The sequence below is a fragment of the Wolbachia endosymbiont of Drosophila nikananu genome, assembly GCF_028981865.1.
Lineage (GTDB): Bacteria > Pseudomonadota > Alphaproteobacteria > Rickettsiales > Anaplasmataceae > Wolbachia > Wolbachia pipientis_B.
On the sequence record NZ_JAPQLL010000004.1, the window covers coordinates 1 to 16213 of the forward strand.

Sequence of the window (16213 nt, forward strand, 5' to 3'; positions counted from 1 at the left end):
AGACCTGCTGCGAAAAGGTATATACTAATTTCAGGGTGAATTAGGCTAAAATAGCAGCAGGCTAAAACCCATGCCTCAAATTCACCAAACCTTCAATAATATTAAATCTCATGTTATATTTTTTCTGAAAGTTACGGTAAACGTGCGACAAAATCTTGAATATTTTCAATTCTCGTATCTTATTTTCGACCCTCATCCTAAATGATGCCAACTCTCGGTTGTGCTCCTTTTGCTCCTCAGTTAGTGGCTTCTTTCGGTATTTTTTGTATGGTATCACAACGTTACTTTGCAATTTTTCCATCCCTGATAGCCAGAATCGGCATGCTTTATACTGTCTGTAGGCAGCAATTTCTCCTGTTTTCTTATCCGAAAATCGTGAATTCTCCCACGGTGAGATCTTGAAACCGATAAAATTTGCCCTCTTTCTTCGATCACAATTTCTGTTTTCATCGTGTGCACTTTTTTCTTGCCAGAGTAACTTTTCTTCCGTTTTCTGCTTTCTTTTGGCTGCTGTATCTGCTGCTCTGTAACATCTGCCAGTATCTTCAAAATCCTCTCTGGCGTTAGGGTTCTGTCCTTTTTTATAGTAATTTTTTTTGCCAACAGTGGCTCCATTTTCTTCAAAAGTCGGCAAATATTCGCATTATGTAAGTTGAAAAGGCAGCCTAAAAATCTGTGGGTTATGTAGGTCCGATAATACAAAATTACGCACAACATTTTATCTTCCAGTGTCGGTAAATTAGCAATTCTTCCGTGGCGCTTTTTCTGTCTTTCAAGCTTTTCCCACTCTGGACGGACTTTTTCCAAGATTTTTTCGAATTCTTCTATTTTCAATCCCGTTACATCTCGAAAATTTCTCGGGTGTTTACTTACTTTATGGTAATTCAGACTCATTTTCCCTCACTTTTTATTTCTCTTTTTCATACTTTACCATCTTTTACACTATTTTGCAGCAAGTCTTTAGCCCTCTTCAAGCTTATATTTATCTTTTAGTATAAAACATTATATTAATTTTTTAATTTTAATTAAAATTTTCATTGACATTAACACCAGGGGTAATCATAATAGCATTTTATTAATATTTTAAATAAAATTATGTCTATATTAAGAAGATTGCTCAGGATCAACTCAAATACACCGGAAGTTAAAGAAGCGATAGGTTTTAATCCAACAAACGTAGAATTAATTGAGGGGAATGGAGTTGCTTACGAACTCAGCTATCAAGATAATGGTAATGGGAGCAGTAAAGTAAAATTACTTATTAGTCCATTATATCAATCAAAAACATACGAATGTGGTACAAATATCAGCGTAGCAAATGAATTCAAAGATCAATTATCTCTCACATTAATAGAAGATTCAGCTGAAATAGATAAAGTTGGAGTTATCTTTCCTGAAGAGGGAATTGGCGAAGAAGGAGAAAAATACGTTAAAGGTTTATCTTTTCACACTTACGGAATCAAGCAATCAATCAACGTACCTTCAGTTGAACATTTAGATAAAAGAAAATTACAAAAGAATATTAATAATGGTAGTCCTGCAAATGTGGGCAATAGTTACTTTCAACCAAGAGCAGCAAAGGTTGATAATGGGGATGTAATTGTAATCGCCCATAACTTAAAGGATCAAACTTTAGTTTCTTGGTATTTGAAATCAGACAAAGGCGGAAAATTTAAGGTATTGAATGGAGAAAAAGGTGTTACAGAAAGAAAATTGTTCAATTTTGATAATCCGGGGCAATTGGCATTAAATGGAAACACGATGCTTTATTCGCAAGTGAGCAGAAAAATTATTGGGGATCAAGAGGTGAGAAAAACACATATTTTCAAATTTGATATGGCTAAAGTGGTTGAGGATCTAAAAAGTGAAAAGAAAGATGAATGTTTGCTTGGTAAGAAAAATTGTCAAATAAATACAGCGTCATCTATTACTTCTAATCTAGGCAAAATAAATTTTCTACAGTATGTTGAAGGTGGTGATCTAGTTGCTTTTCTTGCAGAAGACCGGTTGCCTAATAAACAAACGTTACATTTAACAAGTCTTGTTAAGAATGGATCAAAATCGAACTTTACTGTTTGCGAATTTGCAGATTCTATAGAGCAATTGTACGTTAAAGACAATGGTCAAGACAGTTTTATTGTAACTGCAATAAGTGAAGAAAACGTTGCAATTTTCAATCATCAAAGATTTGAAAAACCTTCTAAGGTAACAATAATACCGGCAAGTAGCATCAAAACTCTCAGCGATTTTGTTAACATCATTAACGGTCGATTAACACCTGATATCATTTCTAGTAGTACCGTGGCTCCTGTAACTATTACAGAAACAGTTGTGACTTCTAAGCAAGCGTCGACTGCTGCAATTGCTAGTACAGCAGAAACCGACACTGTGAAGACTACCAAATTAACAACAGAAGCATCAACTACCGCTGCACCTACTACAATGAGTAAACCTTCAACGACTCAAACAAGTACAGTAACAGTGAAGCCAACAACAGTAGTAAAGACAACTACTACTTCACAAGCGACCACGGTTGCTACAACGTCAACCAGTGTGCCTTCGGAAACTGAAACAAGTACTGTAAAACCTACAGCAGCAACTGTTGCGTCAACTTCTACAACGAGTAAACCTTCAACGGCTCAAACAAGCACAGTAACAGTGGAACCAACTGTGCCAACGACAAGCTCAGAGAAAACTACACAAACAGTATTTATTATACCAAGTACTAGAACAAGAGAGTCAATAACTCCTATATTTACTACTGCTTTACTTCCTCAAACTACTTCTTCACCACAGCCTACTCAACTTGCTATAGGGTCTAATAGGGCAGGAATGATAGGAGGATCTTTGATTGGAACAATAGGTATTGCTGGAATTATAGGATTTATAGCATATAAATGTATTAAGAAATATCACGGTTATTATAATACTGCTCATGTGTTAGAATTAGCTGATTTGGAATCGCATTCAAATAGCAGCAATGAAGAAATTTTTTTCACCCATAGCAGAACAAGCAGTGATAACAACATATCTATACAGACTACGTATCAATCTGAAACAATGCTAAACAGTATATCAGTAGAAAGTAGTAGTCGAGCAAGAAGTAGCTCATCGTCTTCGAGCAGTGGACCAAGCTCTTGACTGACTGAAGCGGAGTCTAAGAGTGAAAGAAGCTTATCTTGGGATAGCGATGATGTGCCGGAATATCACCTTTAGCTATTTGTCTGAATGTTTTTAATATGTAGACTGTTAGGAAATTGTCTTTTGCTTTTGTGATTTTCATGTTAAAGTATAATTCCTGGGTGAAATAAGTAGCTGCTGTTGTGTGATAAACATAGCAGAGGAAAGTCCGGGCTCCAAGGAAAAATAGTGACGGGTAACGCCCGCCGGAGGTAACTCCAGTTATAGGGCTACAGAAAATTACCGCCTAAAATATTTTAGGTAAGGGTGAAAAGGTGTGGTAAGAGCACACCATGGTAATGGCAACATTGGTAGTCAAGTAACCAACACTAGGAGCAAGATTAAATAGAAGTAGATTTTATGTTTTTCTCATATCTACTCGGGTAAATCGCATGAGGTAAATGGTAACATTTACTCCAGATAAATAGCTACATAAACAGAACTCGGCTTATATTTTACCTAGGCGTCACATGATACGTGCGATATAAGCCATGCTATATTTAAGTGTAGGCATTTCATGCGTTGTCCTTCACTTGTTCTGCTTGATAGCCATCACTACTTTCGCCTATATTAACGTTAGAATATTCTTCATCATCAATATACTCTTTCAGAACATACCCTCTGCCCCAAACGGTTTCTATGTGGCTTTTTCCATCATTTGCACTTTCAAGTTTCTTACGTAATTTGCACATAAAAACATCAACTATCTTGTTATCTGAAGGTTCATCCAAGCCATTGTAAAGATGATTTAAGAACATTTCTTTTGTTAGTACTGTTCCTTTACGCAATGCTAGCAATTCTATCATAGAATACTCTTTATTAGTAAGGCGAACCGTTTTACCTTTCACCTCAACAATCCTGTGATCAAAATTGATATTTATATTACCAATCTTTATCACCGATTCAGGATGGCCTTTAGTACGACGCACTATGGCCTTAATTCGAGCTAATAACTCGCTTTTATGAAATGGCTTGGTTAAGTAATCATCGGCACCATATCCAAGCCCTTTAGCTTTGTGATTGACAGCGGATATACATGAAAGTATTAAGACAGGAACTTTGATTTTTGCACTTCTTAGTCTTAGCAATATATCATATCCGTCAATATCACCAGGCAAGTGTATATCTAAAATAACTAGGTCATAGTAATCTCCGTTTGAGGAAACCATATTATTGTTATAATCTTGTACAGAAGTAACAACGTCACAGAAGTGTCCATCAGAAGTTAAGGCATTAACCACAGTCTTTGCACTTACTTGGTCATCTTCAATTAATAATATACGCATATTTTACACCCCATGAATAATTTATAATTTTAGTAATATATATAACTAAGGAAAGTAATAAATCAAATTTTTATTAACAAATGATCAAAATTACACTTATTAATTAATAGTAAATATATTGTTCCAAAGTTATATAAACAGATCTAAAATATAATAGATATACCATGGTAATAATAATATTTTTAGTAAATATTGAATTAAAGTTACTATTATTAAAAGAATACTTCGGTTAATAAATATTTAACTATTCTATATGTCTGTGTTATATTTTTAATTTACTTATCCTACTGTTTTAAAGTATAAGTAATACTTTCAGGAATATTGTGTGGCAATATCAATTTTAGGTGCTGGTGCATGGGGTACAGCAATCGCAATTTCACTCAGTAGTAAGAAAGATGTGGTTTTGTGGACTCGCAATGAAAATACATTTGAATCAATCAACGGGAAAAGAGAAAGTGACAAGCTACCCGGTTGTCGAATTTCTGATAATGTGTCAGTAAAATTGGCTATTGAAGACGCAGTTAATGTTTCAGTAACAATCCTAGCTGTTCCCACTCAATCTCTGAGGGAGGTATGTCAGCAATTGCATAATTGTAATCTGAAAAAAGATGTAGCAATAATTTTAGCTTGTAAGGGAATAGAAAAGTCTACATTAAAATTACCTAGTGAAATAGTAAATGAAGTTTTACCTAACAACCCTATTGCTATTTTTTCAGGCCCTAGTTTTGCTATAGAAGTTGCAAAAAAATTGCCCTATTCAATGGTTCTTGCGTGCCAAAATAACACATTAGGTTCAAAGCTAGTATCAGAGCTGCAACAAAAAAATGTTAAGTTGGAGTTTAGTAACGACATTATAGGAGTACAGATTTGTGCAGCATTAAAAAATGTTTTTGCTATAGCATGTGGAATTATTTTTGGTAGAAAACTCGGGTTTAATGCTCATGCAGCGTTGATTACAAAAAGTATGAATGAAATTAAAACTTTGTACTTAGCAAAAATTGGTAACAACAATATCAATATAGATACTTTGCTCGGGCCTTCATGTTTAGGTGATTTAGTCATGACATGCACATCCTTAAATTCAAGAAACCTATCTTTTGGATTCAATTTAGGTAGTAGTCATGAGGAGTATGATATTCAACAAATCCTAATTGGAGGCAAGTTGCTAATCGAAGGTGTCAGTACTGTTAAGTCTACTTTTGATTTAACACAAAAGTTAGGAGCTAAAATGCCTATATGTGAAGCGGTCTATAGATTATTGTATGAAAGCGCCTCTATAGAGGATACTATTTCTGTTCTTGTAAATTAGTTTTGTACTTTGGTGTATTGTGAAATTTTTATATAAATTGATATCAACATGGTGGCTGTCTGGCACAGCAAAAAAAATGCCAGGTACTGTAGGCAGCTTAGCTTCTTATCCAATTGTTCCTGTAATACTGAGTAACAGAATTTTAGGTGCAGCAATTATTTTTTTATTATTCTTGATTGGATTATGGTCTATAGGCAATTATATAAAACACTACAAGACTTCATGTGATCCAAAAGAGGTAGTAATTGACGAAGTAGTTGGTCAATTGCTGACAATACTTTTAGTTTCGATATTGTTAAGCCAGAAAATGAATTGCTCTTCATTGTTGTTGTGCTTTTTTTCTTTTAGGTTTTTTGATATAATAAAAACGTGGCCTATAAATTTGATCGATAAAAATACCAAAGGTCCTTTCGGTGTTATGCTAGATGACATTATAGCTGCAATTTTAGCCTGTGTTCTTATAGGAGCCTTTTATTGTTTATTGTTGATGTATGCAGGATAAAAAAATTTATTATTCAAGCTTAATTGTTCAAAATTTAAAGGATTATATACTGTACACAGCGAATTTATCTGAGTGGGAAGTACACGATGAATTTGATAACGTTACATTTACAATAAATGGTACTAGGGAGTCATTATTTAATTTTGTGTTCTGTGGAGATCAATGTACCGAGCTTTCTATACAAAAAACTCTAGATTATCTCAGAACAAGAGATATAGAAGCAACATGGGTAATAAATTCACATATGAAAATAAGAGATATTTTAGAAAAGTGTGAAATAAAACACGTTAGCACACCAAAAAAAGCTCTACTTAATATGCAAAATTACTTTTTACCTGCTGATGTTATTCCAAACTTGAGGTTAAATGCTGTAAATGGTAGCGACCTCTTAGAACAGTTAGATTTACACACTTCTAAAATTTTTTATCATGGCGTTGGAATTGTCAGCACATTTTTTCGCGGATTATCAAATTATGATGATAAAAACTCAAGATTAAGATTTTTTCTTGTAACACTAAATAGTGAAATTATTGGGACATGCGGTCTTTATGTTCAAGACAATGTAGCTGGTTTTTATAGTGATGGAGTTTTACCAATTTACAGGAATCGTGGAATAGGTACCCAAATGGTTTTAGAAAGAATAAAGATAGCTAAACAGCTTGAATGCAAATATATAATAGCACATTGTATGAAACCTTCTGTAAACCTTTATAAGAGATTGGGCTTTCAGATGTTAGGCAATCTTTACTTATATAACTCTTCAGCATAATTCTGAGCGGTTACAAGTTTTTACATCTGTTTTAGAAGTGCTATGTTTTTTTTGCATGAAGTGGTTTTAATATTGATTCTAATATTATTCTTTCTCTCTTATTCTAAATTAAAAATTAGTAATAAGATTAAGAACTTACAACATCAAAATGTTATCATAAATAATTTAATTGATACTGTGAATGATGGGTTTTATATTTGGGATGCAAAAAAGCGTATAGAAAAGTTCTCTCCCAACTTACTAATTTTGCTTAATACTGTTTTTTACTCATTTAATGAGTTTGTAAATTTTTTTGAGCAATCAGAAAGTTTAATTAAAAATTTTGCTGAGGCAAAGGAAATAAATAAATCTTTTACTCTAGATTTAAAGTCAAAAGACAGTGAGGTTTATTGCATATGTTATGGTAGAAGCATAATAGATGATTCCAACAATGTGATTGGTGTGCTGTTATGGATAAGGAATGTTTCAGACTGTAAAATAAAAGCTCACGGACTTGAGCTAGAAAATAGTAAGCTTACACAAGAAGTGGAGAGCTATAAAAATGTTTTCAACTCTTTACCATTTCCAATACTAAAATATAACAAGAATAGAAAGGTAGAATTTTATAATTTGTTTTATGATAAATATGTAGATGGCTCTAAGAAATTTGCTATTACCAGTAGCGCTCATAGCACAAAACCAGGAAGGCATGTCGTAACTTACAAGAACGAACCTAAGGTTTTCGATTTTGTTAAAATTCCAATACAAGGTTCTGGTAGCATAGTAATGTATGGGAAAGATGTTAGTGATGCAGAGAAATTATATACTGAATTAAACAGTTATTTAGCTACACAGAAAAATTTGCTTGAGAGGTTACCGGTTGCCATAGTAATATATAGTAAGAATCAAAAGCTAAAATTTTATAATAATGCTTTCATAAAAACCTTTCAATTTGACCCAAAATTTTTGGCATCTTATCCAACTTATCATGAAGTTATGCTTTACCTCTTCGAATCTAAAAAGCTTTTAGAAAAAGAGGATTTTCAAACTATCAGTAACCAAAGACATGAGTTATTCAAAAAATTATTTGCATCGTATGATGATACGATGCATTTCACGAATGGAAAAGCGTTCAGGGTATTAACAATACCCTACGCTTCAGAAGGTTTGCTGTTCTCTTACGAAGAATGCAAAAGATGATACTTAAACTCCTTCTTTCTCTACCATGAGCTGTTTTACTTTCGCTATTGCTCTTGCTGGATTAAGTCCTTTAGGACAAGTTTTTGTGCAATTCATGATTGTATGACAACGATACAACTTGAATGGGTCGTTTAAAACATCAAGTCTTTCACCTGTCTTATTATCACGGCTGTCAGCAATCCATCTGTAGGCTTGTAATAGTATTGCTGGTCCTAAAAATTTATCACTATTCCACCAGTAGCTTGGGCAACCAGTCGAACAGCAAGCACATAATATACAGTCGGACAAGCCATCTAATTTTTTTCTATCTTCAGGAGATTGAGAGTATTCTTTATTTGGTAGGGCAGGCTTATCTGCTTGTAACCAAGGTTTAATTGATTTGTATTGCTCATAAAATTGGCTCAAGTCCGAGACTAGGTCCTTTATCACATACATGTGAGGTAATGGATATATTTTTACGTCACCTTTTATATCGTGTATAGATCTAGTACATGCAAGAGTATTGGTTCCATCAATATTCATGGCACAAGATCCACATATGCCTTCTCTACAAGAACGTCTGAAAGTTAAAGTCGAATCTATTTCATCCTTTATTTTTATTAATGCATCAAGTACCATAGGGCCACAACTATCCATATCAATAAAAAATATGTCTATTCTAGGATTTTTCTCGTCATCAGCAGACCAACGGTAAATTTGAAATCTTCTGATGTTTTTTGCTCTAGCAGGAATAGGATAAATTTTGCCCTTTTGATTAATTTTAGAATTCTTTGGCAAAGAAAACTGAACCATATCACTTACCTTTTATTGTTTATAGCTAAAACCCTTTGTAGATAACATATTTTATTATCATCTACTATATTTTTATTAAATTCCTTTTAAATCGCGCACATATTGTAGCCAAGCGAAGCTAAAATCTCTTTTTCTAGATTTTGCATTATAATTTCTTCATCTTTTTTTTGGTGATCATAACCAAGTAAATGCAGTAATCCATGCACTAACATATGTGCAATGTGAGCAAGAATGGGTATACAATACTCATGCGATTCTCTTTTTATTGTGTCTATTGAAATTGCTATGTCTCCTAAATCGCACTCATTAGACAATTGTTCACACGGAAATGATAGTACGTTAGTTGGCTTATCCATTTCTCCAAATTTTAAATTAAGTTGATGTAGCAAGTCATCATCAGCCAGAGCTATTGATATATTTGGTTTATAGTGGTCTATTTTTAATTCTCTTAGAGAAGTGTTTATAATATTTAATACAAAACCCTCTGGATCATCTGTAATGCTGCGCCATCTCTCATCAAGAACATTTACTTCTAACATGAGTAACGCACCAGTAAGGGTGTCATGCAAGTAGCTGACACTGGAATCCAGTTTTTATTATCCTTCCTAGCAGAGACTACTTTCAAATCGCAACATTTGTACAGTTGTGTGCATGACCATAAAAGGAGAACTATAGATTCCAGTGTCAAGCACTGGGATGACAGGGTATTACACATCACTCATGCTTATTATTTCATTCCATTCAATTTCCGAAACTGGGGCAATTGATAAACGTGGTTGTTTTAATATAACCATATTTTTCAAAAGTGGGTTTTGTTTTATATTATTTAACGTTACTTGGTTATTTAAAGGTTTCAAAAACTTTACATTCACTAATCCGAACTTGGGATCATTAACATGATAATACTCTTTAAATACTTCAACGATTCCAAGTATTGCTTTCTCTTTACCTGTATGATAAAAAAACGCAAGATCGCTTACTTTCATAATTTTCATGTAATTTTGAGCTTGATAATTGCGCACGCCATCCCACTCAACTACCTGCTCCTTTTCCATTTTTTGCCATGAATATCCACTTGGCTCTGACTTGAGTAGCCAAAGTTGCATTATTTTTTTCTTCTTAAATAAGCTGGTATATCATAGATATTGCTGCCCCACTTAGCTCCTTCGCTTACCTGTTCAGTTGGTTTTGTTTCCAGTGTTTTGTCTTGCGTACTTTCACTGTGACTATAGGGCCACTTAAATTTCTCTTTCTCTGAGTCTTCGCTCTGACTTATAGGTGAAGTTTCTGATTTATTATTGCGACCATCAATGCCAGTTGCAAGAACAGAAACTCTAACTCTTCCCTCCATCGCTTGATCAAAAGTAGCACCAAATATTATATTTGCATTTTCATCTACTTCTTCACGCACTCTATTGGCTGCAGCATCAACTTCAAACAGAGTCATATCTCCGCCACCAGTAATGTTAATTAATATTCCCTGCGCACCTTTCATTGATACATTGTCAAGCAATGGATTGGATATTGCAGCTTCCGCAGCACTAATTGCTCTATCTTCTCCTTCTGCTTCTCCGGTGCCGATCATCGCTTTGCCCATCTCGCTCATTACTGTTTCTATATCAGCAAAGTCAAGATTAATAAGCCCTGGCATGACCATCAAGTCAGTTACTCCTCTGATGCCAATATGCAGAACATTATCAGCAAGTTTAAATGCATCAGAAAATGTAGTTTTTTCATTTGCAATTCTAAATAAATTCTGATTTGGAATGACAATAAGTGTATCCACGTATTTTTGCAGTTCTTCAAGTCCAAGCTCTGCAATGCGCATGCGGCGCACACCTTCAAAACCGAACGGTTTAGTTACAACTCCAACAGTCAATATCTTTTTTTCTTTTGGCGCTCTATCCTTAACTGCAGCTCTTGCTTCTCTGGCTGCTTTTGCAATTACCGGTGCTGCACCGGTTCCAGTACCACCGCCCATTCCTGCTGTAATGAAAAGCATATGACTATCTTTTATATGCTCCATAATTTCATCGATTGATTCTTCTGCTGCACCTTTGCCAACATCAGGCAAAGCACCAGCACCAAGACCCTTAGTTAAATTAATGCCAAGCTGAATTTTTTTATCACATAACGACTTTTCTAGTGCTTGAGCGTCGGTATTTGCAACAACAAAATTCACTCCTTGCAAATTAGATTGGATCATGTTATTCACAGCATTTCCACCAGCACCACCCACTCCCACAACGGTAATCCTTGGGTGTAATATAGGTAACTCCGGCAGATTAAGATCAATAGACATTTAAATTACTCAAATTTAGCGAATTCACTTGATAATAAGTTACCGCTTTTTTAATAATATGCAAATACTTTTCACTTCTATAGGCGTAAACAGTAAACGGGGTTTACTTATTCTTAACATTTATACTAATAAGTGCCGTTAATTATAATAACTAGATTCTTAAATGACATCACTTAACCGATGCAAAAAGTAGGAAATGTTTATAAAAGGGACAGAGACCATCCCTTTTTGTTTTGTTGAAGTTATTATACAGTTTTTTCTTTTCCTTCCCATGCTTCAACCGCAACATCTTTTAATTTTAAGGCAACTTGATATGTTCCATAAAGAACAGCAATTGCAGCAATTGCCATTATGGCACCCGCAACTATCTGACCAGCAACACCTGTTCCGATAAATCCAGGTAATGAAGCAGCTATTGCTTGATTTGTCCCAACAAAGTAACTGGCAGTCTTAGCAAGAAACCCAGAAGCTTCTGCTGCACTAACAAAGCCTGCTTTCATATGCATTGCTGTAAAGACAACACTTGCAACTGCAAGCGGAAATAATGCTGTTCTTAACTTATTATTCTTAATGTACTGACCAAACCCACCAGCAGCACCTGTAACTCCCCAGTGTTCATTACCAGGTTGTTTATACCCCTCTGAAATAGCATGAAGAACACCATCCCCATCTTTATAATTCGTTAATGTCATAACTCTACTCCCTAAATAGAATGTTAAAATTTCATTAAGAATAATATATAGTAAAAAAAAGCTGCCTGTCAAGTAATTTAATTTATTAGTATAATCTGATTCTGTAATTCAGCGCTTCAGCAATGTGTGCTCTTTTTACTTCTTCACTTTTTGCAAGATCTGCAATGGTTCTTGCAACTTTTAATACGCGTGTGTAGCCTCGATTGGAAATATAATTTTCTTTCAGTACGTATTTTAGCAATTCTAACCCTGCCTGATCTGGCTTAGTGAATCTATTAAATGCTTCACCGCTTACTTCTGCGTTACAACGAACATTCAATTTACTATAACGCTCAGTTTGAATTTTTCTCGCTGCTATCACTCTTCCTCTTATAATCTCGGTACTTTCTCCCTCCACAGAGATTTCAGGAGAGAGTATGCTAACGTTTGGCATTTCAATGCATATGTCTATTCTATCAAGCAATGGGCCTGATATTTTGTTTTTGTAATCTGTGCCACACTTTGGAGCTTTGTTGCACGATCTACTTGCATCACCTAAATAACCGCACCTGCAAGGGTTCATTGCAGCAATCAGTTGAAATTTTGCAGGGTAGGTTATGTGAGCATTTGCCCTTGCAACGGTAACTTTTCTATCTTCAAGTGGTTGGCGCAGAGAATCAAGCACAAGTCTTGGAAATTCTGGCAACTCATCAAGGAATAACACGCCGTTATGAGCCATGGTAATTTCTCCAGGTTTTGCATTCTTTCCTCCCCCTATCATTGCTGGCATAGAGCATGAATGATGAGGTTCACGAAAGGGACGAGTTACTTTGAATATTTCATTACCAGTTTTTGTTATGCTGGAAATAATATTAACATCAATCATCTCCTGTTCGGTCAAATCAGGCAGCAATCCTATAAAGCGCTTAGCAAGCATTGATTTTCCAGTACCAGGAGGGCCAACAAGAAGCATATTATGCCCACCTGCTGCTGCAATTTCAGCTGCTCTTTTTGCAATAACTTGGCCTTTGATATCCTTCATATCGGGAACCAATCTTTTTTCTTTGGGTGCATCACTATAATTAAAAATTACTGGCTGAATTAATTGCTCACCCTTAAAGGGTCTGATAATATCAGTTAATTTCTCTATAGCCAGAATTGAAACATTCTTCACCCATACAGCTTCTACACCATTTCCTCTCGGGCAAATTACTCCTTTATTGTCCTTTTTTGCATTAATTGCTGTTGGCAGCACACCTGAAACTGGAATAACTCTGCCATCAAGAGCCAGTTCACCCATGATTATATAAGACTGAACTTTTTCAACTGGTATCACATTCATTACAACAAGTAGTCCAATAGCAATAGCCAAGTCATAATGACTACCTTCTTTCAGTAAATCCGCAGGGGAGAGATTAACTGTAATTCTTTTTGGAGGTAGTAGTAGATTGATTGAATTTAATGCTGCTCTGATGCGCTCTTTGGATTCCGCAACAGTTTTATCCGGCAATCCAACAATATTAAAAGCTGGAATACCATTTGCCATATGAATTTGTGCATTGACATTTACTGTGCTAATTCCCTGAAGCGCAACGGTATTTATATTTGCAATCATAATATATTATATAAATTGTTAATATAATATATTAAAGAAGTGATGAAGTAAAGGCTACAGCAATTAAAGATGGCTTAACTTAGCAAAAAAGTGCATAGTATCCTATCGCTTTGCTGATTACAAAATGTTTATAAGGATAATAACTTTTCTTTTGCTATACTCAAGCGTGGTTTTCTGTGGTGATTGTAATTTTAATTTACCATACTGTGGGCTTAGTTGTAATCTGGATCTATCATATAGAAATTTAAGTAATATAAAAAAATTGTTGAATAACGACGATAAGTTTGTTGCGCTTACGTTTGATGATGGGCCTTCCAACAATAGAGTAAACGATATTATTAATGTTCTGGAAAGCTATGAAGCAAAAGCAACGTTTTTTGTGCTTGGTGAACGTATAAATAAAAAAACATATGAGATAGTAAAGAAAATCCATGAAGCAGGTCATGAGTTAGGCAATCACTCTTGGTCGCATAGGAAGTTGACATCACTTTCAAGTGAGGAACAATTGCAAGAATTGGAAAAGACAAATACAGCAATTAAAAATGCAATAAAACAAGATGTAAAATGGTTTCGCCCGCCATATGGATGTCATGACGATAATCTGATTGAAAATACTAATAAATTGGACATATATTCGATATTATGGACAGTTGATTCGCTAGATTGGCAAGGTGATAAGCCAGAAACTTTAGTTGAAAGAGTTTTAAGTAATGTACACAATGGAGCAGTTGTGCTGTTTCATGATCACAATAACAGATCAAACACAATTGAAGCTTTACCTCACATTATTAAAGTACTAAAAAAATCGGGTTACAAGTTTGTTACCTTAAGTGAGTGGGAAAAAAGGGTTTGTAATACGGTAAAAGCCAGAAGTGTAACAATAAAAGAGGGGAAAAAAGTGCGTTTTGAAGGAATGTTATGTGGACAAAAAACAAAGTCTTTAACCGCAGAGCATTCATATTAGGTGGTATTCAGCTTACCATTTCCGCTATTTTTAGCTATAGGTTATATAATTTACAAATACGAAACAGACAAAAGTACGAAGCACTATCTAATAGTAATAGAATAAGAGTCGCTACTGTTATGCCTCAGCGGGGCAAAATTTTAGATAGGAATAGCACTGAACTTGCGGTAAACAAAATTTCGTATGTTGTTCTGTTTGATGGGCAAAAAACTTCTGGTGAGGAGGTCGATTTGCAAACATTATCAGAAGTCGAGTCTAAAATAGCAAGATCGTCAGAAACAAAAGTAACTGCTCTTTATAAACGTTATTACCCGTTTGGTTCAATATGTTCCCATGTAATCGGATATACAAAAAGACAGCAAGGCATAAACGAAGTAGGAATCAGCGGTATTGAATATACATATGATCATATATTGAAAGGCAAGTCAGGAAAATCTGAGCAGGAAATAAATTCTAAAAAACGCGTCATAAAAGAATTATCAAGCATACCACAACAAGATGGACAAGATGTACAGCTAACAATTGATATTAATCTGCAAGAGAAAATCGCAGAGGTATTTAAAGATCACCAGGGCTCCGCAGTGGTAATTGATGTAAATAATGGAGAAATTTTAGCATTATATAATTCACCTTCTTACGATAATAATCTTTTTGCAAGCAGACTATCAAATGAGACTTGGGAAAACTTGAATGCTCCTTCATTACCGCTTGTGAATCGTGCGTTATCATATCAAATTCCACCTGGTTCAATATTTAAAGTAATAGTTGCGCTTGCGGGTTTAAAAGACGGGATAATAACACCAGAAGAGAAATTCTCGTGCAAGGGCTATATGAAAATAGGTGAGCGGAAATTTCGTTGTCTGAAAAGCAAAGTCCATGGGTATGTATCTTTAAATGAGGCAATGGCATTATCATGCAACACTTACTTTTATAATATAGGGAAAAAAATAAGTGCAGACTCTCTGGTGGAAATGGCCAGAAAATTTGGTATTGGCGGTGGGTCGCTGATTGGAACGTTTAAGGAAGAAGCTCCAGGATTGTTGCCCGATAGAGATTGGCGTACACGAAAGCTGTATTCAGAGTGGTATTTAGGTGACACTATCAACTTAGTTATAGGACAAGGGTATTTGCTTACAACACCACTGCAGCTTGCAGTTCTTGCAGCAAGGATTGCAACAGGAAAAGAGGTAATTTCCCACATTGAAATGAGTAATACAGTGCAAAATTTCCCTGACATTGATGTAGACCATGAGCATTTTAGCATAATTCGAAAAGCTATGTTTGACGTGGTGAATTCTAACTATAGAAAAGGGCTAAGCGGCATACAAATTGCCGGCAAAACCGGTACACCAGAGATAAACTCTAAGGGTGAAAGTCATAAGTTATTTATCGCTTATGGTCCTTACCATAACCCGCGCTACGCAATCTCTGTGTTTATGGAACACGGCAAAGCCCCGCGCCAAGATGTTGCTATAGCTAATGAAATATTTCAATATATGCTTGAAAGATGATCCCTATGAGTATTAAACTTCTCGCATCCAATTTCGGCAGCGCGTGACACACAACTGCAATGACAAGGTGTTGTAAGATAAACATCATATTCACACAAAATACTTGACTTCACTTGTACTAAGAAGCATTTTA

The 16213-nt window shown here is 35.0% G+C and carries 14 protein-coding genes, 1 other RNA gene and 1 pseudogene; 8 read left to right on the forward strand and 8 right to left on the reverse strand.

Annotation, left to right across the window (positions count from 1 at the left end; all coding sequences use genetic code 11):
* Positions 1-61 precede the first annotated feature (61 nt).
* Positions 62-894: pseudogene (locus OZD67_RS00155) on the reverse strand (transposase family protein).
* A gap of 201 nt (positions 895-1095) precedes the next feature.
* Here OZD67_RS00155 and OZD67_RS00160 point away from each other — a divergent pair.
* Both OZD67_RS00160 and rnpB read left to right on the forward strand, forming a co-directional pair.
* Positions 1096-3141 (forward strand): hypothetical protein, encoded by a 2046-nt coding sequence (locus OZD67_RS00160; protein ID WP_182183319.1) that lies wholly within the window; start codon positions 1096-1098, stop codon positions 3139-3141.
* 158 nt (positions 3142-3299) lie between these two features.
* Positions 3300-3646: RNase P RNA component class A (rnpB, locus tag OZD67_RS00165), an RNA gene on the forward strand.
* Between the two features lie 49 nt (positions 3647-3695).
* On the opposite strand, the gene OZD67_RS00170 is transcribed toward rnpB, so the two are convergent.
* On the reverse strand, positions 3696-4466 hold the full coding sequence (locus OZD67_RS00170; protein WP_182183320.1) for a response regulator transcription factor: 771 nt from the start codon (positions 4464-4466) through the stop codon (positions 3696-3698).
* A 325-nt stretch (positions 4467-4791) separates the two neighbouring features.
* Between OZD67_RS00170 and OZD67_RS00175 the strand changes: the two genes are divergently transcribed.
* The 4 genes from OZD67_RS00175 to OZD67_RS00190 are packed head-to-tail and all read left to right on the forward strand — an operon-like array spanning position 4792 to position 8225.
* Complete coding sequence (locus OZD67_RS00175) at positions 4792-5775, forward strand: NAD(P)H-dependent glycerol-3-phosphate dehydrogenase (RefSeq protein WP_182183322.1); 984 nt, start codon at positions 4792-4794, stop codon at positions 5773-5775.
* A 19-nt stretch (positions 5776-5794) separates the two neighbouring features.
* On the forward strand, positions 5795-6277 hold the full coding sequence (locus OZD67_RS00180) for a phosphatidylglycerophosphatase A family protein (RefSeq protein ID WP_182183324.1): 483 nt from the start codon (positions 5795-5797) through the stop codon (positions 6275-6277).
* Positions 6267-7046, forward strand: coding sequence for a GNAT family N-acetyltransferase (locus OZD67_RS00185; protein WP_182183325.1), 780 nt, complete (start codon positions 6267-6269; stop codon positions 7044-7046). Before OZD67_RS00180 ends, OZD67_RS00185 begins: the two co-directional genes overlap by 11 nt.
* Before the next feature lie 42 nt (positions 7047-7088).
* Positions 7089-8225, forward strand: a complete 1137-nt coding sequence (locus OZD67_RS00190; protein ID WP_182183327.1) for a hypothetical protein — start codon at positions 7089-7091, stop codon at positions 8223-8225.
* A 3-nt stretch (positions 8226-8228) separates the two neighbouring features.
* On the opposite strand, the gene OZD67_RS00195 is transcribed toward OZD67_RS00190, so the two are convergent.
* The 6 genes from OZD67_RS00195 to OZD67_RS00225 all read right to left on the reverse strand — a co-directional run bounded on the left by OZD67_RS00195 (position 8229) and on the right by OZD67_RS00225 (position 13605).
* Positions 8229-9017, reverse strand: coding sequence for a succinate dehydrogenase iron-sulfur subunit (locus OZD67_RS00195; protein WP_182183329.1), 789 nt, complete (start codon positions 9015-9017; stop codon positions 8229-8231).
* Between the two features lie 86 nt (positions 9018-9103).
* Positions 9104-9556 carry an rRNA maturation RNase YbeY gene (ybeY, locus tag OZD67_RS00200; RefSeq protein ID WP_182183330.1) on the reverse strand — a complete coding sequence of 151 codons (453 nt, stop codon included), beginning with the start codon at positions 9554-9556 and terminating at the stop codon, positions 9104-9106.
* Positions 9557-9724: 168 nt separating this feature from the next.
* Complete coding sequence (locus OZD67_RS00210) at positions 9725-10123, reverse strand: EVE domain-containing protein (protein ID WP_182183332.1); 399 nt, start codon at positions 10121-10123, stop codon at positions 9725-9727.
* Entirely contained in the window at positions 10123-11319 is a 1197-nt protein-coding gene (gene ftsZ, locus OZD67_RS00215) for a cell division protein FtsZ (protein WP_182183334.1), read from the reverse strand. The genes OZD67_RS00210 and ftsZ overlap by 1 nt, the downstream gene beginning before the upstream one ends.
* A gap of 245 nt (positions 11320-11564) precedes the next feature.
* Entirely contained in the window at positions 11565-12011 is a 447-nt protein-coding gene (locus OZD67_RS00220) for a hypothetical protein (RefSeq protein WP_182183336.1), read from the reverse strand.
* 85 nt (positions 12012-12096) lie between these two features.
* Complete coding sequence (locus OZD67_RS00225) at positions 12097-13605, reverse strand: YifB family Mg chelatase-like AAA ATPase (RefSeq protein ID WP_182183337.1); 1509 nt, start codon at positions 13603-13605, stop codon at positions 12097-12099.
* 124 nt (positions 13606-13729) lie between these two features.
* Between OZD67_RS00225 and OZD67_RS00230 the strand changes: the two genes are divergently transcribed.
* Positions 13730-14569, forward strand: coding sequence for a polysaccharide deacetylase family protein (locus OZD67_RS00230; RefSeq protein ID WP_182183339.1), 840 nt, complete (start codon positions 13730-13732; stop codon positions 14567-14569).
* Positions 14524-16080: a penicillin-binding transpeptidase domain-containing protein gene (locus OZD67_RS00235; protein ID WP_182183341.1), complete on the forward strand. Its 1557-nt coding sequence runs from the start codon at positions 14524-14526 to the stop codon at positions 16078-16080. The genes OZD67_RS00230 and OZD67_RS00235 overlap by 46 nt, the downstream gene beginning before the upstream one ends.
* Positions 16081-16213 lie beyond the last annotated feature (133 nt).

Excerpts from the sequence above, each read along its gene's own strand:
- OZD67_RS00160 (WP_182183319.1), top strand. The coding sequence starts at position 1,096 with ATGTCTATATTAAGAAGATTGCTCAGGATCAACTCAAATACACCGGAA.
- OZD67_RS00170 (WP_182183320.1), bottom strand. The coding sequence starts at position 4,466 with ATGCGTATATTATTAATTGAAGATGACCAAGTAAGTGCAAAGACTGTG.
- OZD67_RS00185 (WP_182183325.1), top strand. The coding sequence starts at position 6,267 with ATGCAGGATAAAAAAATTTATTATTCAAGCTTAATTGTTCAAAATTTA.
- OZD67_RS00190 (WP_182183327.1), top strand. The coding sequence starts at position 7,089 with ATGTTTTTTTTGCATGAAGTGGTTTTAATATTGATTCTAATATTATTC.
- OZD67_RS00195 (WP_182183329.1), bottom strand. The coding sequence starts at position 9,017 with ATGGTTCAGTTTTCTTTGCCAAAGAATTCTAAAATTAATCAAAAGGGC.
- ybeY (WP_182183330.1), bottom strand. The coding sequence starts at position 9,556 with ATGTTAGAAGTAAATGTTCTTGATGAGAGATGGCGCAGCATTACAGAT.
- OZD67_RS00210 (WP_182183332.1), bottom strand. The coding sequence starts at position 10,123 with ATGCAACTTTGGCTACTCAAGTCAGAGCCAAGTGGATATTCATGGCAA.
- ftsZ (WP_182183334.1), bottom strand. The coding sequence starts at position 11,319 with ATGTCTATTGATCTTAATCTGCCGGAGTTACCTATATTACACCCAAGG.
- OZD67_RS00220 (WP_182183336.1), bottom strand. The coding sequence starts at position 12,011 with ATGACATTAACGAATTATAAAGATGGGGATGGTGTTCTTCATGCTATT.
- OZD67_RS00225 (WP_182183337.1), bottom strand. The coding sequence starts at position 13,605 with ATGATTGCAAATATAAATACCGTTGCGCTTCAGGGAATTAGCACAGTA.
- OZD67_RS00230 (WP_182183339.1), top strand. The coding sequence starts at position 13,730 with ATGTTTATAAGGATAATAACTTTTCTTTTGCTATACTCAAGCGTGGTT.
- OZD67_RS00235 (WP_182183341.1), top strand. The coding sequence starts at position 14,524 with ATGTGGACAAAAAACAAAGTCTTTAACCGCAGAGCATTCATATTAGGT.